Origin of the sequence: Streptomyces coacervatus, from assembly GCF_029223485.1 — a bacterium.
Taxonomy (GTDB): domain Bacteria; phylum Actinomycetota; class Actinomycetes; order Streptomycetales; family Streptomycetaceae; genus Streptomyces; species Streptomyces coacervatus.
On the sequence record NZ_JARHTP010000024.1, the window covers coordinates 89747 to 112092 of the forward strand.

At 68.2% G+C, this 22346-nt stretch carries 22 protein-coding genes and 1 pseudogene; 8 read left to right on the forward strand and 15 right to left on the reverse strand.

The window, feature by feature from the left end; genetic code table 11:
• Positions 1–77 precede the first annotated feature (77 nt).
• From P2Q00_RS42740 to P2Q00_RS42755, 4 genes are all read right to left on the reverse strand, one after another.
• The gene (locus tag P2Q00_RS42740; RefSeq protein WP_275780159.1) at positions 78–794 is read right to left on the reverse strand and encodes a helix-turn-helix domain containing protein; all 717 of its coding nucleotides are present in this window, start codon (positions 792–794) and stop codon (positions 78–80) included.
• Positions 794–2893: a hypothetical protein gene (locus P2Q00_RS42745; RefSeq protein ID WP_275780160.1), complete on the reverse strand. Its 2100-nt coding sequence runs from the start codon at positions 2891–2893 to the stop codon at positions 794–796. Before P2Q00_RS42745 ends, P2Q00_RS42740 begins: the two co-directional genes overlap by 1 nt.
• A gap of 25 nt (positions 2894–2918) precedes the next feature.
• The gene (locus tag P2Q00_RS42750) at positions 2919–3518 is read right to left on the reverse strand and encodes a helix-turn-helix domain-containing protein (RefSeq protein ID WP_275780161.1); all 600 of its coding nucleotides are present in this window, start codon (positions 3516–3518) and stop codon (positions 2919–2921) included.
• A 684-nt stretch (positions 3519–4202) separates the two neighbouring features.
• Positions 4203–6437: a hypothetical protein gene (locus tag P2Q00_RS42755; RefSeq protein WP_275780162.1), complete on the reverse strand. Its 2235-nt coding sequence runs from the start codon at positions 6435–6437 to the stop codon at positions 4203–4205.
• 110 nt (positions 6438–6547) lie between these two features.
• Between P2Q00_RS42755 and P2Q00_RS42760 the strand changes: the two genes are divergently transcribed.
• Positions 6548–7365, forward strand: a protein-coding gene (locus P2Q00_RS42760; protein WP_425579549.1) for an IS5 family transposase whose coding sequence is annotated in 2 segments (ribosomal slippage) — positions 6548–6899 and positions 6899–7365 — 819 coding nt in all. Because the reading frame shifts where the segments join, the coding sequence is not laid out codon by codon here.
• Between the two features lie 334 nt (positions 7366–7699).
• Here the strand turns inward: P2Q00_RS42760 and P2Q00_RS42765 are convergent.
• From P2Q00_RS42765 to P2Q00_RS42775, 3 genes are read right to left on the reverse strand one after another with little or no spacing between them, the layout of a single operon-like run.
• A complete protein-coding gene (locus P2Q00_RS42765; RefSeq protein ID WP_275780163.1) occupies positions 7700–7906 on the reverse strand; it encodes a KTSC domain-containing protein in 207 nt (68 codons plus the stop codon).
• 25 nt (positions 7907–7931) lie between these two features.
• Positions 7932–8693 carry a hypothetical protein gene (locus tag P2Q00_RS42770; protein ID WP_275780165.1) on the reverse strand — a complete coding sequence of 254 codons (762 nt, stop codon included), beginning with the start codon at positions 8691–8693 and terminating at the stop codon, positions 7932–7934.
• 2 nt (positions 8694–8695) lie between these two features.
• Positions 8696–9790 (reverse strand): ComEC/Rec2 family competence protein, encoded by a 1095-nt coding sequence (locus P2Q00_RS42775; RefSeq protein ID WP_275780166.1) that lies wholly within the window; start codon positions 9788–9790, stop codon positions 8696–8698.
• Between the two features lie 901 nt (positions 9791–10691).
• On the opposite strand from P2Q00_RS42775, the gene P2Q00_RS42780 reads away from it, so the two are divergent.
• Complete coding sequence (locus P2Q00_RS42780; RefSeq protein ID WP_275780167.1) at positions 10692–10889, forward strand: hypothetical protein; 198 nt, start codon at positions 10692–10694, stop codon at positions 10887–10889.
• A gap of 114 nt (positions 10890–11003) precedes the next feature.
• Positions 11004–11405 (forward strand): hypothetical protein, encoded by a 402-nt coding sequence (locus tag P2Q00_RS42785; RefSeq protein ID WP_275780168.1) that lies wholly within the window; start codon positions 11004–11006, stop codon positions 11403–11405.
• A 149-nt stretch (positions 11406–11554) separates the two neighbouring features.
• On the opposite strand, the gene P2Q00_RS42790 is transcribed toward P2Q00_RS42785, so the two are convergent.
• From P2Q00_RS42790 to P2Q00_RS42815, 6 genes are all read right to left on the reverse strand, one after another.
• Positions 11555–12073, reverse strand: coding sequence for a hypothetical protein (locus P2Q00_RS42790; RefSeq protein WP_275780169.1), 519 nt, complete (start codon positions 12071–12073; stop codon positions 11555–11557).
• Between the two features lie 270 nt (positions 12074–12343).
• Positions 12344–12523: a hypothetical protein gene (locus P2Q00_RS42795; protein WP_275780170.1), complete on the reverse strand. Its 180-nt coding sequence runs from the start codon at positions 12521–12523 to the stop codon at positions 12344–12346.
• Between the two features lie 122 nt (positions 12524–12645).
• A complete protein-coding gene (locus P2Q00_RS42800) occupies positions 12646–12888 on the reverse strand; it encodes a hypothetical protein (RefSeq protein ID WP_275780171.1) in 243 nt (80 codons plus the stop codon).
• The gene (locus P2Q00_RS42805) at positions 12885–13640 is read right to left on the reverse strand and encodes a hypothetical protein (protein WP_275780172.1); all 756 of its coding nucleotides are present in this window, start codon (positions 13638–13640) and stop codon (positions 12885–12887) included. The genes P2Q00_RS42800 and P2Q00_RS42805 overlap by 4 nt, the downstream gene beginning before the upstream one ends.
• A complete protein-coding gene (locus P2Q00_RS42810; protein ID WP_275780173.1) occupies positions 13637–15829 on the reverse strand; it encodes a hypothetical protein in 2193 nt (730 codons plus the stop codon). Before P2Q00_RS42810 ends, P2Q00_RS42805 begins: the two co-directional genes overlap by 4 nt.
• Before the next feature lie 7 nt (positions 15830–15836).
• Entirely contained in the window at positions 15837–16265 is a 429-nt protein-coding gene (locus tag P2Q00_RS42815; protein ID WP_275780174.1) for a hypothetical protein, read from the reverse strand.
• A 336-nt stretch (positions 16266–16601) separates the two neighbouring features.
• Here P2Q00_RS42815 and P2Q00_RS51210 point away from each other — a divergent pair.
• From P2Q00_RS51210 to P2Q00_RS42835, 5 genes and pseudogenes are all read left to right on the forward strand, one after another.
• Positions 16602–16737, forward strand: a pseudogene (locus tag P2Q00_RS51210) (IS630 family transposase); the annotation flags it as partial.
• A gap of 225 nt (positions 16738–16962) precedes the next feature.
• Positions 16963–17400, forward strand: coding sequence for a hypothetical protein (locus P2Q00_RS42820; RefSeq protein WP_275780175.1), 438 nt, complete (start codon positions 16963–16965; stop codon positions 17398–17400).
• 53 nt (positions 17401–17453) lie between these two features.
• Entirely contained in the window at positions 17454–18005 is a 552-nt protein-coding gene (locus P2Q00_RS42825) for a hypothetical protein (RefSeq protein ID WP_275780176.1), read from the forward strand.
• Between the two features lie 117 nt (positions 18006–18122).
• Positions 18123–18560, forward strand: coding sequence for a hypothetical protein (locus P2Q00_RS42830; RefSeq protein ID WP_275780177.1), 438 nt, complete (start codon positions 18123–18125; stop codon positions 18558–18560).
• Positions 18561–18989: 429 nt separating this feature from the next.
• A complete protein-coding gene (locus tag P2Q00_RS42835; RefSeq protein ID WP_275780178.1) occupies positions 18990–19439 on the forward strand; it encodes a hypothetical protein in 450 nt (149 codons plus the stop codon).
• Positions 19440–19941: 502 nt separating this feature from the next.
• On the opposite strand, the gene P2Q00_RS42840 is transcribed toward P2Q00_RS42835, so the two are convergent.
• Entirely contained in the window at positions 19942–20715 is a 774-nt protein-coding gene (locus P2Q00_RS42840) for an AAA family ATPase (RefSeq protein ID WP_275780179.1), read from the reverse strand.
• A complete protein-coding gene (locus P2Q00_RS42845; RefSeq protein ID WP_275780180.1) occupies positions 20712–22337 on the reverse strand; it encodes a TnsB C-terminal domain-containing protein in 1626 nt (541 codons plus the stop codon). The genes P2Q00_RS42840 and P2Q00_RS42845 overlap by 4 nt, the downstream gene beginning before the upstream one ends.
• Between the last annotated feature and the right edge of the window lie 9 nt (positions 22338–22346).

The window sequence follows — 22346 nt, forward strand, 5'->3', positions numbered from 1 at the left end:
CAACTTACCGCTGTCCCACGCCGGTACGTCTGCAGGACGGTGTGCCAAGGGGTTGCTGATGTGCTGTGGCGGGATGGTCAGCGCGGGCGCCAGGTGCGGATTTCGAGGTGGGTGATGTGAGCGTCCGGGTGGATGCGTCCGGTCTCCACCAACCATTGGTGCACGGCGGCGGTGACGTCGCCGCTGGCGGCGTTGACGCGGCGGGCGATGTCGGCGGCGTCGAATCCGCCGGTCTGGGCGGAGCCGTAGGAGCGTTCCTCGGTGTGGTCGGTGCGCTGGATGACGTCGCGGCGGATGCCGGGTGAGTCGGTGCGGCTGCCGGAGGGGTGCACGTAGGCGGTCTTGGCCAGGCGGACGGTGAAGGCCAGGCGTAGGCCCTGGCGGGCGGCTTCGGCGATCAGCGGGCGCAGGCGGGCGGAGCCGGAGGCGATGGCCTGGGCGCCGACGCGGCCGGTGCCGGAGCCGGTGGGGGTGATCAGGAGGGCTTTGGTGCGGACCCGGGCGCGGGCACCGGAGGCGGTGGTGCGGCGGTGGGTGTGGCGGGCGGCGATGGCGGCGAGTTCAGGCAGGTCGGTGATGCCTGCGGCTTCGACGGCGGTGAGGACTTCTCGCAGGGCGGTGACGAAGGCCGCACCTTTGTTCTTGGTGTAGAACTGCGAGACCAGCGAGGGGTCGCGGTCGATGATGCGGGCGATGTCGCGTTTGGTGAAGCCGGTCTGCTGGAGCCGATCGGCGAGTTGGGCTGCCTCGTTCAACTCGCTCTGCGTTCTGCGGCGCCGGGGGCGGGGCGGCATCAGGCCTCCTGGCCGGTGGTGAGGGAGGCGCGTCCGGCGTTGCGCAGCGTGAGGAGTTCTTCCTCAGTGGTGGGCGCCGCCAGCGGGCCGGTGAGGTGTCCACGCAGGAGGTAGTCGCCGGGCTGGTGGTGGTAGGGCCAGGTGTGGGGCTGGGTGAGGTAGAGGGCGTCGGTGCGGAAGGCGACGACGCTGCCGGGTGGGGTGTGCAGGGCTCCGGCGTAGGTGTCGTCGTCGCGGTGGCGCTGGGTGAGCAGGGCGGCGCGGGCGCCGGACCAGATGGCGGCGGCCCATTCGGGGTGGGCGTTGGGGTCGCGGCTGAAGCCGGTGGGCTTCTGCCAGGTGATCAGTTCGTTGTCGAAGCCGATGATTTCGGCGTCCGGCGGGACGTCGCGCTCCAGGGTGCGGGGGGTGGTGCCGGTGACCATGCGGGGGCGCTGGGCGAAGGAGCCGATGCCGTACAGGAGGATGGAGCGCACGGCGCGGGAGGCGAGGTGGGCGGCGCGGGCCTGCTGGGGGTCGCCCTGGAAATGTGCCTGGGCAGAAAGGTTGGTCCAGGTCTCCTTGAGTTTCTTGGCCCAGTCGTCGAGGGGTTTGCCGTCCTCCCAGAGGATGCCGTCGAGGATCTCGATCTTCCACGGCTGGAGGGGGTTGGCCAGGGCGGTGTGGATTTCGGGGCCGCCGGCCCAGGTGGTGAAGGTGGCGCCGGGGGTGGCCGGGTAGTGCCAGGCGCGGTCGCCGGGGGCGGGGGCGGGCAGCAGGCCGACGTGGTTCCAGCCGTCGGGCACGGTGACCCGGACCTGCCAGTGCCCGCACCCGTACAGGGCGCGCATCTGTTCCTTCTCGCTCCAGGCGGCGAAGGTGTGGGCGGTGATGCGGCGGGGGGTGCCGACCGGGGACTTCCAGGTGTGTTTGGCGTAGGCGAAGGTGCGGTCGTACTCGACGAGTTGGGGCAGTTGCTCGGGGACGCGGGGCGGGGTGATGAGTTCGTTGCGGCCCTGTCCTGCGGTGGCGTGCAGCAGGCCGCGCAGGTCCTCCGACAGCACGGGGAAGCCCTCGGCGTGCTGGCCGCGGGTGGGGATGGTGCGCGTCCACAGGTCGCGGCCGGTCTGGGACGGGGAGCCCATGAGGACCGCATCGGGCCAGTGGCGGCGCAGGGCCTGCCACAGCAGCACGAACGCGTCGCGGACGGTTGCCGGGTCGTCGCCATCGACGTCGAACCACTCCCCCACCGAGCGGATCTCCACATGGTGATCGCTGTTGTCGCGCTGATAGCGGCCGACAGGGTTGCGGGCGTGGACGAAGTGCCCGGCCATCCGGTCGCGGCCGCGGCCGGTGTCGGTGCGCCAGCCCGGGGTGGGGGCGTTCAGCCAGGCGGCGACCGCGTCGCGCAGGTAGGGGTGGCGGTCGGCGCCCTGGTGCCATGGGTCGCCTGCGGTGATGTAGATGCGTTCCACGCCGTCGGGGATGGTGTGGAAGACGGCGGTGAGGATGTCCGCGGCCGACCGGTCGGCAAGGTCGAGGTGGTGAGTCTGGTTGCGGTGGACCAGGATCCCGGTGGTGGTGTCCAGGAAGACGGTGGAGCGGGCCTGCTGGGTGAAGTTGGGCCGGGTGGACGCCAGCCCGGGGGTAGGGGCGAGCCAGGCATCGCCGCTGGCACCTGCGGGGATGGCGGGCAGTTCCCTCGGCGTCTGGGTGGTGCCGGGCGCCTGCAGGGCCGCGGGATCGGCGGGGACCGCTGGCGGAGCGGGGCGCACTGCGGCGGTGGTCATCGCGGGGGCGGCAGCTGCCTGCTGCTGTGGCGGTGGTGCGGCTTCGGGGGTGGCCTCGGCCGTGGACGGCTCGGCCGTCGGCGGCTGCGGGGCGTCGTGCGGGGCGAGGCTGTCGGGGGCCAGGGCCGGGGCGAGGGCGACGACATCGGCCATGCCCAGTCCGGCCGCCTGGGCGACCCGCTCTGCCTTCGCCTTCGGGTAGGAGGCCAGCTGGACGATCAGCTTGTCGCGGTCCGCTTCCTGCTTCGCCAGCGTGGCCCGGGTCTTTTTGATCTGGTCCCGCATGGTACGCAGATCGGCAAGCGCTGTGCTGTAGCTCTGTGCGTCCATCGGGCGTTCCTTGTCCGGACCGGGTTCAGCCAGCAGTGGTGTGAGGGGAGACGTACGCAATGGCCCCGCCCGAGTGGGAGGCAAGCCGGGTGCCCAGCAGCTGTTCGGCAAGCTGCTGGTCGCCGTCCACGCCGGAGGTGAGTCGGGTGTGCGGGGCGGCCAGGTCGGTGACGTAGCCGGCCAGGCGGGCATCGGGAAAGGCATGACGGCCCTCGGAGTTCTTCTCCCATCGCTCCAGGCCGGTCAGGACGGCCACCACGTAGCCCGCGAGCGTCACCGGCAGCACGCCCCCGGCGGCGACACTCGCCGGGTCGCACCGCCACCAGGCGCGCAGCGCCTTGAGCAGGTCCTCGGGCGGGAGTGTGGCGGCGAAGCCGAGCCAGGAGCGCTCCGGCTCCTGGATCCGCCGGGCTGTGTCCACCCGCAGGACGGCGAATTCCCTGACCGGCAGCCGGTCGAGCGGTGCCTGCCGCCGTGTTTGCAGTGCCTGGACGACCTCGAGCGGGACCATGACGCGTACGCCGCGGCGGGACAGGCCCGGCAGCAGTCCGGCAGAGACGAGGCGGCGGAACGTGGTGATCGCGCATCCGAGCTCTTCCGCAGCCTGCCCAGTCGTCAACAGCACCTCCCCACCTCCATCCCTGATCTAATATCTGATTTGGCATGTACGTTAACGCGGGAAGTGAGAGAGTGTCAAACTCCTGGTGAGCAGGCAGAAGACGTTCGGCCCAGATCGTCTTTCCGGGGCCGGTGTGACGGCTGGCCTACCGTTCGGCCAGCTGGGCGACGATCATCAGGGCCCGGCCTCGTTCCAGTCTCCCCCTAGCCCGCGCTGGTAGGTCATGCCCCGAGCAGGCACCTTGGGCCGTGTGTTCCTACTGCATGCCGGTGCGAGTTACACAGGAGCCCGCAGCCACCCGTCATTTCGGGTCGCCACCCCACGGCCAACGCCGTTGAGATGCCTGCACCGCTTCCCCGGCCGGCCGTGCGATGGCCAGTGTGATTTACCGCCCGTGCGGGTGAGTTGACGACGGATGCCGGGCGTGCCGGACACGGACCGCGCTGAGCGCCGCCTTCGCCCTCACCTTCCACAGTGGCCGCAATGGGTGCGGCACGAAGACGGCCGTTCAGCCCGCGCTTCGGCGCGACCTGGCGGCCCGGCTCGGCGAGCGCGCCGACGCCGAGGCGGGCATGTTCTTGATCCTCAGGTCCTCGAGAACCAACTGAAGGCGTTAGGCCGCGCCAGGTGCCGTCTGGGCTGGCTGCCTGGACTGGAGGATTCCCTTCCCCCCTTCGAGGGAAAGAAGTCTCAGACCAAACCGATCTGCCCCAGCAGGCTGCGGGTGTCGGTAGATGTGTCGTCGCATGTGTGGCCGTGTTCGAGGCTCTTGAAGACCACAGCGCCTTTGGGAACGCGGTCGGCATGGAACGTGGACCAGGTGCGGCAGGTTGGGCAGTCCCGGCCAATCAGGAACGGGCGCAGCAAGTGGAGCGCGCCCTCGGTGTCGCGGAGGTAGAGGCTGCCTTTTTCGAGGTCATTGCTGAGTGAGGTCATGGTGCGGGTGGGGACGACGGGGTGGTCTCCTGCCAGTTCGCGGTATTCAACACGGGCGCTGCGGGCGAAGGCATCCCAGCGGACGTCGGTGATTTCTAGCAGGGGCAGGTCAGCGAGGAAGCGGGCGCGTTCGACCAGGTGGGTCACGTCAGCGAAGGCGACGCCGATGGCGTGGGGCAGGTCGATCGGGTCGACACGCCGTAGGTGGGCCTGGTCGTTGCGGCGCTCACTGAGGGCCTGGCGGGCCTTCTCGGCGTCCGGGTGGGCCAGCAAGGTCCGGATGTCGTTCAGGGGGTGGGCTGGGGGAAGGTGGTTCAACTGCTTGCTGGTCGCGGCCTCGTTGAGCACATTGACCCAGTCACCGAAGCCAGGGCCGCTGCGCCCGCTGGCAAGCTTGTCCCGGATCGCTGTCACCGCCCCGAGGGTGACGCTCTGGGCGTGGCTGAGGGCAAGGATGAGCTGAGCGACGTAGCACAGCAATTGTTCGGCGGTGTCCAGGATCGCAGCGTAGGCGGCCAGGTCGTCGCCGGCACTGATGCGGGCTTCGGTCTCACGCCAGCGGTAGGCGATGGGGTAGGGGAAGCGGGTGCGGACGCTGTGGCCGAGGTCGTCGAGGAGTGAGGCTGCTTCGGCCCGCAGGCGCAGGGCGCGGCCGGAGTCGATGACGCGGGCGCGGGCCTGGGTGGCGGTCTTCTCCAGGAAGACGGACTCGATCACCGAGTCCGCTTGCTGTTCCCACCGTTTGAACTGTTGCTTGGCGGCTGTGAGTTCGTCGAGGGCCTTGGTCAGCGCCGCATCAGGCTGCGGGACGGGCAGCGTGGACAGCGCCTGCATCGTGGTGGTGGCCAGCCTCGGTCCGGCCAGCGTCAGGGCGAGCGGGGTACGCAGAAACATGGTGATCAGCTGTGCTTGCGGCCGGGAGAGCGGCTTGATGGGCCGCAGGACCACCACTTGCTCGGACGCGGCGGCGGGGAGGTCATCTTCGCCGATCTCGGCAGTGAAGAAGCCGTGCGGAGGCACTGTGGCCGGGGCGATCATGCGGCGGATCACCAGGTCCCCTACGGCGAGTTGCTGCTCTGTGGGGATGGCGGCCCACAGGGTTTCCTCTGACGGCGGGGCGATCGTGCCGTCTCGGCCGATGTCCTGCGGGCGGATCATGCGCACCCCGGCGGGGTCCTTCGAGGGCATCCGCTGGCTGCTCTTCTTGAGGGCCGACTCGTTGAGGGGGGCGAGATGGAAGGTGAAGAGGTCGCCGAGCGCATCGATGGCTCCGAAGCCGGCCAGGTCCTCGCGGCGTTGGAGGATGCGCGGGTCGAAACGGTCGAAGTGCAGGCCCTGTTCGGGGCTGGGTATCTCCCGCAGCACGTAGCCGTGTTCTCCTCGGCCGCCCTGGCGGGCCAGGAGTCGCTCGAAGTCCTTGACGACGGCCGTCTCGTCGAGGCGGGGGCGCGGCACCTGGAAGAGCTTCAGTACCGGCTTGGTCTGCGCTCGCGCCCGGAGGAAGACGGCCGCCGATTCCACGTTCCGACTTATCTGCGTCAGCGCGCCTGCCTCGTAGATCAAGAGGAGGGTGTCCCAGTGTTCAGCCACCTTCGTACGCATCTCGGCCGCCCACGGTTGGTCCGAGACCCATGCCTGCGCCGGAAGTAGCACCGCCATCACGGCGTCGGATGTCGGTGGGCGGCACGAGGTCATGACTTCGGCGTAGAGGTCGGGACTGGCTGCGCGGCGCCGGTCTGCGTTGCCTCTTCGGTCCCATGTCGGCACCAAGAGCAACGGTCCCTCGGCGAGCATCTCCGCGGCGCGCGCGGCCAGTTGCTCCCATGACGGCTCGCGCACGCTCTGCCAGCTCCCCGGTGCGCTGAAATCCAGCCCGCTGGCGGCGAACGGGGAACTGCTCAGCACGGTCGGCGTGCCGTGGGCAAGCCTCTCGAACCCGATGCCGATCAGCCGCTCAGTCCATGCCGACAATTGCACAGTCGCTGCCACGCTCTCCCCCACACCTTCCTGCGAACCTCGTTGCAGAAGGGCAGCTTAAGAGGTCCTAACAGAAGCTGTTGATCATGTGACTGTCGGTTGGGTTGCTCGTTGGTCTGGTCGTGGGGAAGAGGGAGTCTCGGCCGTGGATCGTCTCGGACGAACTGTGGTCGCTGATCGAGCCGTTGCTGCCCGTGCCGGGTCCGAAGCTGGTCGAGGGCAGACCGCGGATCCCGGACCGGCAGGCGTTGGGCGGGATCCTGTTCGTGCTGCACACCGGCATCCAGTGGGAGTACCTGCCGCAGGAGCTGGGCTTCGGCTCGGGCATGACCTGCTGGCGGCGGCTGGCCGTGTGGAACGAGGCAGGTGTGTGGGAGCAGCTGCATCTGGTGCTGCTGAAGAAGCTGCGGGCGGCGAAGAAGCTGGACTGGTCGCGGGCGGTGATCGACTCTTCCCACGTGCGGGCTGCTCGGAGGGGCCCAAAAGCGGACCCAGCCCGGTCGACCGCGGACGGCCGGGCAGCAAGCACCATGTCATCACCGACGCCCAGGGCATCCCGCTCGCGGTGTCGCTGACCGGCGGAAACCGCAACGATGTCACGCAGTTGCTGCCTCTGGTGGACAGGATTCCGGCCGTGGCAGGCACTGTCGGCCGGCCCCAGCGCAGACCCGATGCCCTGCTGGCCGACCGCGGCTACGACCACGACAAGTACCGGCGCCTGCTGTGGCAGCGCGGCATCCGCCCGGTCATCGCCGAGCGAAGCGAGCCACACGGCTCTGGCCTGGGCATCTTCCGGTACGTCGTCGAGAGAACGATCGCCTGGCTGCACGGCTTCCGCCGCCTGCGCATCCGCTGGGAACGACGCGACGACATTCACGAAGCATTCCTCAGCCTCGCCACCTGCCTCATCACCCACCGACACGTCCAGCGCCTTTGTTAGGACCTCTAAGGGCTCACTGATCACTGCATCTTTCATCCGCGCCGCGAACCTCGCGGCTCTGCCGCACTGGTTCACCGACGGTCGCGGGGCGCTGCGAGCAGCAGGCGCTGCTGCAGCCGCAGTTGAGGCTGCGGGCCGCCAGGCGAGAATGCGGATGAGGCGGCTGTGGAAGCGAGTTTCCCCTTCAGGTACGGAACTGCTCATCCGCCGCGGTGTCACCCGCAAACGCCGCGGGAGCCGCCGAACGACATGAGGAGCCACACCTGGTCCGCAAGGCCCAGGGTTACCCGCCGCGGGCCATTGTCCGTGCCCGGGAGCGGTCGTGCCGGACGACCTAGCGCACTCTGCTGTAGCCGTAGACTCCCTTCACTCTGCGGTCGAGGTATGTGCCTTTGCTGGATGCGTTGATGAACCCGATGTACACGTGCTCCGGAACGTGGCGATACTGGTACACGCCGCCGCTGTGGAACTCAACCTCCAGGATTCCGTCCGCGTATCCGACCGATCGGACGTTGGACGAGCGGACCGTTGTGCGTTCCATGAGAGTTTCCTTTCGCGTCGCGCTGTCACGGCACCGTGCTTGTGGGGTCAGGGGCCTGGGCCTCGTCCTGCAACGTCACCGCGGCGTGGAGGAGTTCATGGGCGTACCGGTTGGCGGCATCCTGTACCCGCTTCGAGGACGGCAGGAGGAACCAGCCGATGAGGCAGAGCAGGCAGGCTGTCAGGCCGAAGAGGTTTCCCGCCGAGATCTGCGGTCGGTCTATCACTGGCGCGAGCCACATCATGTAGCTCGCCAGGGCGAGTGCAGACAGCAGGCCGATGCCTCGGGCTGGCCAGCGCAGGCCGTAGATGTTGCGTTCGTAGCCGTAGTTGCGGTTCTCGTTGAACAGAAGAGCGAACCTCTCCTTGTCCCGGGTGCGGTCGCGTACACGCTTGATGGCCAACTTGATCGCGTTGTCGGCCTTGGCCTTGTCCCGTCGCTCGGCACGCAAGGAGGGCAGAGCGACCCCGGAGACGGCTTCAACTGCCCTGCGCCACAGCTGCCGTTGGGCCTCGTCGTCGCTGGGCGCGTCGAGTCTCAACCATGCGATCGTCGGCGGGCCGCCCCAGCTGTCCCACAGTTGCTGTTCTACCGCCCTGCCGAAGTTCCGCACCGCGCCGGCGATCAATACGGGGCCCGCCCCCGCCAGGGCGAGCGTCCCGATGGCATAGGAGACCGCAGGTATCTGACGCAGTCCCAGCACGGCGAACAGGACGATGAGGGGCAGTATCGCAAGGAGGCCGGGGACCAGCCGGGCGCGTCGCTCGTAGTCATCGAGGAAGAGCATGCTCACGCACCTCCGTCGTCCTCCACCGCCGGGTGGAAGGGGAGGGGCTGCGCGGGACTGTTGCCAGAGCGGGCCGGGGAGTCGTGGCTGTACAGGAGCGATACTCCCTGGGTCGCGTAGACCGGGTAGCCGCGCCGCAGGAAGGCGTTGGTCACCTTCTTCGCGGGGTGACGGTTGTCGGGGTTCTTCTTAGGCGCCGAGACGCACGCGATCCCGCGCGTGACATCCTCCACTGCCGGGCCCAGCAGCCGGTCGAGTACCGTCGGACCGACGTTGTTGCGGCTGCCGTGGTGTGGCACCTGCGCGAAGCGAAGGTCGCCGGGGGCGAATCCGCTCTCCTCAAGTTCATCCAGTACGGAGGTGAGTGCGGGGATCCCGGCGTCCCCCGTCAGCAGCAGCTTCCTGCCGTCGACTTCGAACAGGGAGACCACGCTGGCGTTGTTGGTGGGAGTGGTCGTGCCGTCGTCGCGCAGCGTCTCGTGGAGCCATGTCTCCGGGACCAGCTTCTTCGCCGCCTCCAGCATTTTGCGCACGACGGCCTCGCAGGCGAGCTGGGCCGCGGATTTGACGGCCTGCCCGACGAGTTCCGTCAGGAGCTGTTCGTAGTACGTCTCGGAGGGGCCGAGCACGCTGAAGCTGCCGTCTTTGGTGCCGATGCCGGCGAACGGCTCGACGACCTCGACATCTCGCTCCCGGGCGATGGCCTCCAGCTCCATCGCCGCCTCGAGCATTCGGCGCGCTGGATCGTTCAGCTTCTCGCGCCAGAACGTGGAGGTGCGGGCACGCTCCATCTCTGCCGAGTGCTCCCAGGGAAGATGCATGAGGAGCTGGCCGACACACATCTTCTCCAGCACCGTCTTCAGGCCGCAGATGTGGTCCTGGTCCGTATGTGTGGACACCACGATATCGATGCGGTCGGTGACGTAGTACTTCTTGATGTGCTCGACCAGGGCGTCACCGCAGTCGGTGTACCCACCGTCGATGACCATGACGGTCTGCTCTGCGCGCACTCCCCGGAGGTTGCCGAAACGGAGGGCGATGGCGTCGCCGCCCTTGGACTCCTCCCCCACCGGGAGAAGATCGATCTCGTATCCCACTGTGGTTCCTTGACTCACAGGCGCCTTGGCGCATCACACGAAGAAGCGGCCCTCGCACCCATGTGCAGTCGGCCAACTATCAACACAGAGTAGCCATCCAGGCCGGGCAGATCATCACGCTCCGTCAAACCCTGGGCAGATAAAGGGAGTGGATCACCACCTCGGCGTGACCATTCGTGATCACTTCTGTCGCGTGGTGACCGTCTGTACCTCATGTTTCAACTGCCGCAGGAAGGCCGCCCTTCCCTCGGGAAAACGTCAGCTCGGATGGGCTGCCCGGACGTTCAGCGATGACTTGGTCGCATTGAGCGACGCAGTCCACGTTTTCAGAGGACCAGCGAGGCTGGCCCCGTACATTCACATGCCGGTATCACATTCGCCGTACCGAAGTTCAACCGCGAAGGTTTTCTGAGCGGTTGAGGAAGAGGGCGACGCAGCACGTGGCCGGTCGTCTGCGCATGTTCCCGCTGCCAGGACGGGCATGACACGGCACCCGCGCTTTTCCGCCCCTGCGAAGACCCGACGGCTGGTCCGACCGGTCGAGATCAAATAACTCAAGGGATGGGTCTGCGGCCGCTCTTGGGGCGCCAACATGCGAGGAAGGAGGAAGCCAAGATGGCGACTGAGACGTGGCGGGCGGGCCGCTGAGGGACGTCAGGCCACGTCGGAGGTGAGCCGCGACGCGCAGTTGCCTCCAGACACGTCGCACGTCGTGCACGGTTCCGGTCTCAGCACACAGAGTGTCCGACCCCAGTCGGCGGCATCACCCGGCTCCACGCCACCGTCGCCGAAAGCCGGTCAGTACAAGTCGCGCACCTTCTCAGCCCGGCGCCGCGGGGCCAGTCACACCCTCGGATGGGCAGCCCCGTAACCGCACGGATTCACCCTCTGTTGGCCCTGCATGGACGATGATCTGCTCGATGCCGACTACACCATGCCGGAGGTGACCGAGCCACGCCTGGCGCTGTTCACGCTGTCCGAGGCACACCAACTGCTGGATGTCCTGCACCATTTCAGCGCCGCAGATCACGTTTGGGGTGCCCAGGCCCGCCGCCTCGCGGCAGAACTGGCGGCGCGCGTCCCCTCACGCGAGCCGTAAACCGCACCCGCTGGTGACGGCTGCCCGTGTCCTCACCTCCAACGAGGTACAGAGGCCGTCCTCGTGCTGGATGGACGACGTGCAGGCAAGCGCTGTGGGCGCGACGATGGCGGCGTGTCCAATCCCAGTGCGGCGCCCAGTCCACAGACCGTGCAGATCCCCGAACGCGCTCACGCGGTCGGACCAGGCTGGCGACAGTTGCTGGATCATCTGCACCACCAGATCCATGCGATCGCGCCCGGCTACCGTCTCGTCGATCTCACGGAAAAGCTCGGCGGCCTGCGCCTGCACGTGGAGAATCCGGGAGGCACCACCGACACGCTGCACTCTCTGATCGACTCCGCCCGGACGGAGTCGGTGCGCACATGCGAGTTCTGCGGCGCGCCGGGCCGCATCCGCACCCGCAACGACCGCCTGGGCGGATGGCGCAAGACCGTGTGCGACACCTGCCACAGCGCCTGGTCCGCCCACCGTCTCATGATCGTTCACGGCGTGGTGCGCGCCCGCGACCGCTGACTGACATGTCAACGGAGAGCGGATGGTGCGGCTCTTCTGTAAGGGGGTGCGTGCAGTACCGGGCTGGCCGCCCCTTGCCTTCGGCTGCTCCATCGCCCCGGGCGAGGTCCTGGAACCACAAGACGGGGCAGTCCGGCGGGATTGAGCGCCTACCGATCTCCGTCCTCGTCATCCTCGTCGATGAGGAAGCCCCGCATCGGCGTGGGCGCCTCCGACAGCACCTCACCCCCAGACTGCCCTGTGTTGTGATCCGCGGTGGGCGGCAGGTCCAGCGGGGCGGGCTCGCGCGTCAGGATGTCGGGCAGGCGTTTGACCAGCACTCCTTGGTCTGCGAGTAGGTCAGCCTTCATGCTGCCGTGCGCACGCAGGACCGCGGCGATCGCGTGGTGCATGTGGCTGCGGCCGTCACGGTGGAGGAGGGCCGCTGGGCCCTGGATGATGGCCTCGCGCTGTTCGGTGGCTGCCGTCTCACGCAGAGTGCGGGAGGTGAACCACTCTACGAACACCGCGCCGTCCTCCGCGTCAGTGACGACGACGCCGTGGGCACGGTCACGCTCGGCGGTGTCCGATCCGGGCAGGCCGACGCTGGCGAGGACGCGCCGTACCTCCTCTGCCAGCGGCTTGGGGCGCGGGGGCTTGCGGCGAAGGGGGGCAGTCTCATCGGTCATGCGCGAGGACCTTACCGCCCTGCGCTGAAATGCGAGCCGGGCAGGCTGGCGCGAAGGGTGCCCTGGGATGGAAACCTCCTGGTCAAGCGGCAGGCCGGGGGTAACGGCCGACCAATGCAGAGGTCGAAGGGGACCAGGTCGGTACGGTGGTTGCCGCGGGCGTAGTGACGCAGGCGGGCAGTGGCGTGGCGGGGCCTCAACATCCCAGAGAGTGAAGATTCTCGGGTCTGCAGCGGACGGAGTTCCCTCCTCGGCAGCCTCAGATGATCATCATGGCGGCGCCGCGCTGATGACGGCCTGCCATTCCAGTACCGGGCAGGCGGCGACCAGCAGCTTGTCCAGCCCCTCCGCCCCGCCCAAGGCGACGCGGAGTTCCGCTTCTGCGTGGACGAAGAAGTCGCCCTGCAGCTCACGCAGTGGGCACAGCCGTTGGACATTCCGTTCGCGCATCGCCTTGCTGTCGCGGCTCGGAATGGTCGCGGCCAGGCTCCCCCTGACCGTGCTGCTGGAGCAGGCGCTGGATTGAGGTGGCATAGCCACGTCAGCCGTCAGGTCCGTGGCGCCTGCGGGGGTCACAGCCGGTCGGGACGTGTCTGGTCCTCGGTGTGGGTGGTGCGGGTGTGAGGGTCAGGCGCGCGGTGCCCGTACAGCCGGTGGGGTGCTTCGTCGGGGTGGCGTTGTACCCGGGCGCGGCGCCAGGCGGCATCGAAGGTGGGGGCCGCGGTGTGCTCGCGGCGGGCGCGGCGCATCAGCCTCAGAGCGTGCCAGCTGGTGAGGGGGGACAGCAGGCAGCGCAGCAGGGTGGTGGAGGTCATGGGCCGGGGATGGCGCTGGCGGGGGTCGGCGTGTTCTCGAGGAGTTCTTCGATCTTGTCCGCGTGTGCGGGCTGGCGGGCGCCGCGCATGGCGTCGGCGAGGAGCTGCAGGAGCATGCGCTTTTGCTCGTGGCGGGGGAACTGGTCGAAGAAGTCCCGTACAACGGCGAGGACTTGGATTTCGAAGGGCTCTTCTTCGGAGCGGGGGTAGCGGGCGAGGCGCTGGGCGATGTCGGACAGGGTGTTGTCGTCCGGCAGGACGGCCAGGTCGGTGGTGGAGCTGGAAAGCAGCCAGGCCAGGAGGGCTGCGGGGTGGGCGAGCCGCTCGGCGAGTGCCTGGGTGCGCTGGCTTTCCAGGGTGTCGTTGATGCCCTGGGTGCGGGCCGCGGTGAGGAGTTCGTTCACTGCGGCCTGGTCGTCCGGGGCCAGGGTGAGATGGGCGGCGGCCGTCACCTTGATGCCGGCGGCGGTGGTGCGGGGGATGCTCAGGTGTCGGTTGCAGGCGTCGCGGGCGGCGGGGAGGTCGGTGGGGTCCTGCTCGCGCAGGGCCTCGGCTGCGGCGGAGCGCAGGGCCTTTCGGATGTGGTTGGCCGTGAGGTCGGGGTCGTGGGCGCCGTCGGGTTCGGTGAGGAGCGTGGCGGTGATGAGGGCGGTGAAGTATATGCCGGGGCGGGAACTGCGCAGGAGGGCGGGAAAGTCGGTGACGCCTCGTCGCAGCGCGCGGCGTCGGGCTCGCCGGGTGGTGTGGGTCATGCGCTCTCCCGTCCGGCTCCGTTGAGCGAGGGGGCGGCGTCGGCGAGTGCGTGGGGGTGCGTGACGAGGGAGTCCGGCTGGCGAGGAGTCGACGCCGCCGGCGCCGGTTGCGGCGCGGTCGGGGTTTCGGGTGGATCGGCCTCGTGCGGCTTGGGGGGCTCCGGTGCCGGGGTGGTGCCGGCGCGCCGGTAGCTGATCATGAGGTGTTTGCGTAGGTCGATTACGGCGGCGGGGGTGTGGGCGTGGCCTTCGCGGCCCATGAGGAAGGCTGCCATGGGGCCGGTCATGAGGTGCTGGTCGATGACACGGTCGAGGATGCCGATGACGGCTTGCCGGTCGAGGGAAGCGTCGGCAACGGCCTGGGCCCAGTCGGTCAGGAGTGCTTCGGCGGGCTCGTCGAAGGCGGGTTCTTCCAGGACGGCGCACCAGCCGGCGGCGAGGTCGTCGGCGGTTGCGGGATCGGTCAGCGCGTTGGCGAGCAGGAGGGGGGCTGGCGATGGGTCGGCCTGGGGGGTGAGCAGGGCGATGAAGGCCCTGCGTCCGGCCCGGTAGCCTCGCTCGCCTTGTGCGGGGCCGTTTGTCCAGGCGGTGACCGCGCCCCAGACCTTCGGCAGGAGGCGGAGGTTGCAGGCCATGGCGCGCAGGGCCTGGGCTGCTTCGGTGACGGCCTGGTCGTGACGCGGCCGGTCCATGACCCAGCGCAGGCAGGTCAGGGCCTGGCGTGGGTAGAGGGAGGCGAACTCGCCCTGGCAGGCGACGGCTGCAACCGTGGCGGTGCCCTCCGCGGGGTTCGATGCCCAGGTCCGCAGCCGGGCGCGGACGTCCGAGCCCAGGGTGGGGTGTCGGGCGGCGGTGGCGAGCATGGTGGCGGCGGCCCGTTGACCTGGTGAGCCAGCCCGGGCCCAGGGCTGGGTGATGTCGAGGGGTTTGAGGTCGTGCTCGGCGACAGCGAGGTCGACCAGAAGCCCGGCGAGGGCGTCGATACGGGGTGCGGCTGGGCCCTTGGGCATGGTGAGCTGCTGGATCCACTCCAGCAGCGGCTGCTGGGCGTCGCTGAGCTGGCGCCACACGTAGCGCAGCACGGCATCCGGGTAGCCGGGCAGGTGGTCGAAGCTGACGCGCTGGGCCTCGACTTTGGCTTGCACCCTCTCCAGGCGGGTGGCGAGGGCAGGCGCGGTGAGGATGTCGGTGATGGCGCGGTCCTCGTCTTGCCGAAGGAGCATTCGGGCGGCCTTGAGGACATCGGTTGGGCTGTGCCCGTCCAGGACGATGGCCGCGAGCAGCAGGGCCCGGTCGTCGGCGCTGCCCTCGGTGTCGGTGAAGGTGGTCGCGACCAGGTGCTGCCATCCCGTCATCGCCTCCCGCGCCTTGCTCAGGGCGTCGGGTCGGGTGGCGTCGATGCGGCTGAGTGCGACGGCGCGGCCCGCGGCCTCCCCCGGCGGCATGTCGGGCCGCAGCAGGTCCGTCAGTCCGCCGCTGTGCTGGCCGTCATGGCTGGCGAGCCAGCCGCTCTTGTCCGGGTCCGGGTAGAGGACGTTGAGGTGGCGTTCCAGTACCAGGTCCCCGCGGGGGGCTTCGGCGGTGACGGCGATGCGGCGCATCTGCGGGTCGTGTCCGCTCGGCCAGCCGGCTGCACCGGTGATGACGATGAGGCACGAGCCCCGCCGCCGCAGCGTGTCGGCGTGTCCGAGGATCTGCCGGGCGGCTGCGGGCGGGTCGCTCCAGGTGTCTCCCGCCACGTCGAAGATGTAGCCGTGGCCTGGTTCGTGGGGCAACAGGTCGGCCTCGGGGGCGTCCCAGTCGGGCAGGACATGCCTGAGTTGGAGCCGTCCTCGCGCTGAGTCCGCTGCGGAGCGCAGGAGGGCGAAGTCGGTCAGGGCCCGCAGGGCGGCGGCGGTCTTTCCGGTGCCGGGTGGGCCGCTGATGACAACGATCGGCTCGTCTTGGCGCAGCAGCTTCAGGACGTCATCGGCGGTCGTCAGCGGGGTGTTGGCGGGCGTGATTTTGACCCAGGCGCGGCGTACGGCTTTGATCTCGCCGTCCGTCACCGGGAATGTCGACAGTGTCGGGCGCTGGTGCAGGTTGATGTCGCCCGCCGCCTGGTAGACGGTGGAGTACGAGTTGCCGCTGGCACTGATCAGGGGCTGGGCGGGCGGGAGGCTGGCGGAGTGTGCGGTGGGAGACGTCACGGCCCGGTCAGGCCTCCGTCGGGCGCGGCGGGGTGCCGTAGTTGATGCCGCCGCTGCCGGCGTCCAGGTTGCCGAGTGCTTGCACGACCTGGCTGTGGGTGTTGTGCTGCGCGCTCAGCAGCGGGCCCTGTGTGCTTGGCTCCGGTGTGTCGTCGGGCAGCAGAGCGCGCAGTTCGTCCGCCATGTCGGGGAAGCGGTCGAGATAGGCCGCCAGTTGAAGGACCAGGCGGCTCTCCAGGCGTCGCCTCTCCTCGCTGTCGGGATTGTCCGCCCCGCGGGCCAGGGTCTGTGCCGCTTCGTCGAACAGGGCCAGCTGCCGGTCGGCTGCTTGTCCGTCGCGGTGCAGGAAGCGGGCGAACGCGCCCCGGATCGCATCCCATCCTCCGCGGACCATCTCCGTCACCAGTGCGGTCACACCCTGACTTGCCACGGCCATGACATCAAACTCGGCGTCCAACGCGTCCCCCTGCACGTGCTCGCGGATGTGACGACAACTGCGTCATCAGCGTGCGAAGAGATCATCGCGCCCACAACCCCGAAAGCCACATTTGACGGAAACCAGCGTAAGGGCGCCTATGGAGAGCCAGTTCGTGACTGCATATGAATTAGGCCGCACAGGGAGATCTGTGCATGCAAAACGGGCAGCGCAACCTCGCTGCAGGTCAGCCGTTCGAACGGTTCCGGTCCCGACCTCTTGCAGCGATGTCCGGCATGCATTGACCGCCGGGTGTACCGGGAATGACGCAAAGCCGACGGCGGGGTGGCTGCGCCGTCCCGGCTGATCTACCGGCCGCGCTCACCGCAAGCACATGGGCACGGGACGCGACAGCTTCTCCCGGCGTAACTGCCGCGACCTGGTCGTGCACGCCCACATCCAGCTCAAAGTCCCCATCGTCCTGATCTGGGACTGTGAGAATGACAGTGTCCCGTTCGGATCACGGCCTGGCTCGGTCTGGGACTGACCTTGGTGTCCAGAGAATTGATCTGTCGGCCGTGGTGCGAGCGGGACGTGCCGGCACTCGGCGAACGGACGTGTTCCCGGCACCCAACTCATTCTCACCCGCCAGCCGACACAGCCCGAAGTGCTCAGTAACTCTCAGTCTGGTGACGGTGTTTGCCGTAGCTTCTTGTTCGTGGGGGCATCATGGGACGACTCCGAGCAGCCGAACGTCAACAACGACATCAGCGGCACCGTCTACGGCACGACAGGACAGTTCGGCAACGTGTACGGGGACGTGCATATTCACGGTCCGTCGTCGATGCCGCATCCACCGAAGACCGAGCCTTCGCAGCAGGGGGAAGCCGTCGCCGGGGCGAAGCGGAGGAAGAGGGACCGAGCCAAGACCAAGCGCAAGAGGCGTAAGGCGGACGGGCGAGCCAGGCAGCAGCGGAGAGAGGAGGACAGGAAAGCGATCAAAGGGTGTGGTCTTCTGGTGCTACTTCTGGGCGTATCCGGCTTCGTTGCGCTCGGCTTGTATACCCGGGAGTGGGCCACTGCTGGAGTCCTCATGGGGGTCGTTGCGATCATTGTGTTCCTCTGGGGTGCTGGCATGGCCATGCACGATGACTAGCTCACCCACGTCTCCGTAGTGCGTCTGAACAGTGCCGGCGTATCTTCCGACGCATGAGTGAACAGCCGTCCCTACGCAATGAGTTGAGTGGCACCATCAGGGGGCATGTCGTACAGGCGGGTGCGATCCACGGAGATGTGGTGTTGGACGCAGCAGCACAGGCGCGCGTCCAACATGCTCTGGCGCTACGAGCTGACCGACTTGCGGTGTACGAAGAGTTCTTGGACTCGGCGGTTCAGCTGGCGAAACGGCTGCAGCACGAAGCGGCCAGGACCGCGAACATGGTCGAGCAGCGTCTGGCAACGCCGGATCTCGTCTTCACTCTTGAAAGAGACGTGAAGCAACTGAGGGCGCCGATTGACGATCTGAACGAGCTCAACGCGAGGGTGCTACTGGTCGGTCCCGACGATGTCGCCGATGCTGCTGGCTCTGTATACGGGGCCTCTCTTGCGGTGTGGTACTCGACGCAGTTGGTGTTCGGCAAGTCGGGTGTCGTTATGCACCGATGGCTGCGGAGCCACGAGCGCATCAGAGAGCGGTTGCCAGACCGGTTGGATAACTTGAGGCGCGAGATGCGGAAGGTGCGTGAAGCACCCCCCGTATAGCTGGCGTTGCCGCAGACACGCCACTCATGTGCACGACGTATCGCAAGGCGTCGGGACTGTGGTCGTCGAGTTTCAGGGGGGTACGGTGGCTGCCTCAGTTGCTGTACAGGAGGTTCGGTGGAAGCAGAGTTGAGGGCACTCGCTGCCGCAGGCGCTACGACATTCGTTCAGCAGATGGCGGCGGACTCCTGGGCACACGCTCGTGACCGCATTGTCTCGTTCTTCTCGCGTCGTGACAACGGTGAGGAAGGCGCGATCCAGAGGGAGCTGGAGACCTCGCGCGGAGAACTGACGGCGGCGATGGAGTCCGGCGACGAGCAGACCGCCTTGGACGTCGAGGCGGAGTGGCGTACGCGATTGCGGCGTACCTTGCTGGCCAATCCGGCCGCTGCTACCGAGCTGCGAGCGGTGCTCGAGGAGTTGGCACCGGATCGGAATGATCAACAGGTCGTGGATGTCCACAACACGATCAGCGGGGGCGTGCAGTACGGCCCGGTGGTTCAGGCTGGCAATGTGGGATCGCTCAGCTTCGGGACATCTTTCGGTCAGGGATGAGGTCATGGGGCGCGGCCGTGATGTTGGCGATGCCGTCGGCCGCGGCAAAGTAGTCGAGGCGCTCTTGCACCCCGGTCGTGGGCACGGTGAGCGTGCGCGGTTCGGAGAACAGCAGGGCCGCGCCCAACGGCTCCATAGTCGGCGCCGCCCGTCCAGGCGCCACAGATTACGGGCATAGAGGGCGGCGAGCCGGTGCCGGTCGCCGGAGTACCAGGCGTCATCGACCGCATGTCGCGGTACTCCGTGGCGAACTGCGGCGGGGTCCACGGGACGTCAGGCTGAAGGGGTATGGTTCCCGCCCTTTCGGCTGCACTTGGTTGATGGCGTGCAGCTGTGCGGGGGGGGCGCCCATGGGGTGTTGCTCACAACACCCGCTCTATGGAGTGCACTTGATAGCAGCGGATGACCGGCTGCCGTACTTTCTGGTGCATGGGAGACCCGCGGGATATCCGCAATGAGATCAGTGGCGAAGTCCATGGATCTGCATTTCAGGCCGCCATGATCGGCGCTGTGTACCTGTCCGGTGAGTCAGATACCCCAGCTCATGCAGCCCAGCGAGCGAGGGTGTTCGCGGAGCTGGAGCGCCGGCTGGAGGCGGAGCGGCAGGTCGAAGAAGCTCACGCGCGAGAACGAGAGGCGACGAGTGCCGCAATCCAACGGGGCCAGCGTGCGGCTCGGTTGCTCTTGGCGTGGGCAGGCGTCTGGTTCCTCCTTGCCGCCGCTACGGCGGGGCTGTTCAACAAGCTGCATGACCAGGTGGATTCATCACTTGGGATGATCCCGATGACCTTCTTTCTTGTGTCGTTGCTGTGCCTCTTGCTCGCATCGCTGGAAGCTCAGGGAGCCAAGGAAAGGGCCTCAAAGCCGAAGAGTTACTGACCACTTCGGGTTGTTGTCGGCTGGCGGGTGAGAATAAGTTCGGTGCCGGCAAGACAGCCTGGATGAGGTCGGGCCGTAACTGGGTATGGCGGAAGCCCCGGCGGAGGGTGCGCTCGCAGCGGGTGCGTCGCAAGCTGAAACGGCTGGGCGCGCGCCGTCTGCCTGCCGCTGGCAATGGTGCTGCCTCGTCGGCGGTGGTTGTGCCGTGAGCGTTTTGGGCAGCGCGCTGGCGGATTTTCTGGGGAGCCTCGCGGCGGCCGTGGCGCTGGGGCGGCGGGCCCGGCGCTGGGTGACATGCCACGCGCTGATGCAACCGGCTGCGCTGCGCGGGCGGGCCCGTGTCGACGCCGGTGCAGCTTCCTGCCCAAGCCGCTGCCGTTCTTGGCGTGTTCGCCGGCGCTCTGTGCCATGAGATCCGGTGTACGCGGGTGGGCTGCCGCGGCGGGACGCTGCCTCTGCCCCCGGCACGGGCACGTGAGCGATGTCTGGGGAGCGGTCCGTCTCACTGGTCGTCATCGGGTGGGAAGTGGAGGTCGGACGGGTCGAAGGTGTCCAGGGCTTCGCGTGCGACGGCGCGGGTGAAGGAGTCGAGGGGTTGGCCCTGTTCCATGAGGAGTTCTTGGATGGCGCTGGTGAGTTTGGCCCAGTCGCGGAAGTTGCCGCGGCAGGCAGCGTCGTCGAGCCACAGCAGGTCTTCGTCGCTGGCCTTGCTCCACACCGGGTGATAGTGGGGCATGTGCTCGACGACTTCGGCGGGGCGCAGGGGGGTGAAGCGCGGCCATTGGGTGATGCGTGAGGCGAGGGCGGGTCGGCGTCGGAGGTGTCGGCGGGTTTCTTCGGCGCCGACGAAGATTACGGTGGGGCGGTTGGGGATGGTGTCCCACAGCGTGCGCACCCATTCGAGTGCGTCGGTGGTGAGTCCTTGTGTCTCGTCGAAGACGAGGACGTAGGGCCGTTCGGCGAGAGCTTCGTCGATGCGTGTGTTCAGAGTGCGGGTGCTGTCCGGGATGTCCAGAGCAGCGGCGACGGCTTTCTTGATGTCGGTGAGCGGGCAGTGGCGGTGGAACTGGAAGAACAGGGTGGTGTCGGGGGCAAGATCGCGCAGGCAGGTGCGGACGGTGAGGGTTTTGCCCAGGCCGACGCCGCCGTGGATGCAGAGCATGGCCTGGAGCTTGATGGCGGACTGGAGTTGTTTCTGCGTGCGCAGCACGGTGCGGGTGGGTACGAGGCGGGCGTTGGGCAGGTCGAGGTAGTGGCCGTTGCTGCTGGCGTTCACAAGCGGTCCTTTTGTTCCGGTGCTTCGGGGCCGGGAGCGGTGGTTTGGTGGGGGAGCCAGGAGGCGGTGGGGGCGGGCAGGTTGTCGTCGGTGTCCGGTGGGGGTTGCCGGCGGCCGGTGTCGGTCCAGGAGCCGGTGGGTGCGGGGAGGCTTTCGTCGGTTGCGGCGTGCGGGGTGAACGGTTCGGTGTCGCGGGTGTCGTGCAGGTGCTGGCGGGCTTGTTCGGTGGTGAGGGTGTTGAGGGGTTGGGGCGGGGCCGGTGTGGTGGTGGCGGCGTAGCGGTCTTTGACGATGCGGGGACGTCTTTCCAGGGCTTCTTTGAGGCGGGCGGCGTCGGCGGCGTTGTCCTCTTTGACGCGTTTGATCAGATGGGGGGCGGCGGCGTTGGTCCAGCGGGCGGTGCCGATGTACTGGTCGGTGTCGGCGTTGTAGACCTCGACGGTGTTGTAGTGGCCGGGCAGGTGGCGCAGGCGGACATGGGTGCCGATGTGGTCGCGCATCCAGGTTTCGAGGTAGTCGCGGCGGTTCCAGTCGAGGCCGGTGTCGGTGATGGTGAAGGTGCGGCGGACCAGGGGCAGGGAGCGGTGGAGGGCGCCGGGTGGCAGGTCGTGGATGACGGTGCGGTCGTCTTTCCATGCCTGCAGGGGGGTGCGGTTGCCGAGGCTGCGGATGCGGTGTTCGTGGTTCCAGCGGTGGACGAATTTGCGGATCTCGGTGGTGAATTGCTCGAAGGTCAGGAGGCCTTCGAGGGGCGGGGGTTTGGGTTTGGCTGCAGGGTCGGGGGTGGGGCAGTGGGTGTAGCCGGGCATGCCGCGAAAGAGCATGTCCTTGAAGGCTTTGTTGAGGGACTCGACGTAGGGCTTGAGGTCGGGGCGGCGGGGCGGTAGTTCCACGCGGCGTACGGCGAGGGCTCCCATGGTCTGGGCAACGGCTTTGCTGAGGAAGTCGGCGCCGCGGTCGACACGGACGAGTTTGGGGATGCCGCCGAAGGGCCCGTAGTGGCCGCCGCGCTGCAGGGCATGGTGGATGGCGACGATGATGGCCTGGCTGCTGGGGGTGTGGGGGGTGACGGCCCAGCCGCAGATGCCGGAGTTAGAGCAGTTGACGAAGAGGGTCAGCCAGGGTTTGCGGGCGGTGCCGTCGACGTTGACCCAGACGTCGGCTTCCTTGTGGTCGGCTTCCCAGGCGTCGTTGCGGCGGCCGCGGTCGCGGTTCGAGCCGTGCAGGTCGTAGCGGCGGCGGGCCTTTTCGCCGTCGCGCAGACCGGCGAGGAAGCTGGGCGGGTAGGCGCGGGTGACGGCTCGGTGGAAGGCGGAGTAGCTCAGCGGCATGGCACCGTCGTCTTCAAGGGTGCGGTGGGCGGTGGCGATGTTGCCGCACCAGCGGATCAGCTCCTCTTCCATACGCGGGGTCACTTCGGTGGCCTCACGCTGTTTGCGCTGGTAGCGGCCATCGTTGTCGCGGGCGCGCTGCATCCAGCGTTGCACGCTCTTGGTGCTGCGGCCGTGGGCTTCGGCGACGGTGCTGAGGTCTTCGGGGGTGAGGGTACCGGCGGCCTCGAGGGCGAGGAGGTGAGTGATGGAGGCGGCGCGTTCGGTGTCGTCGGGGCGTGGTGCGGGCATGGGGGTCCC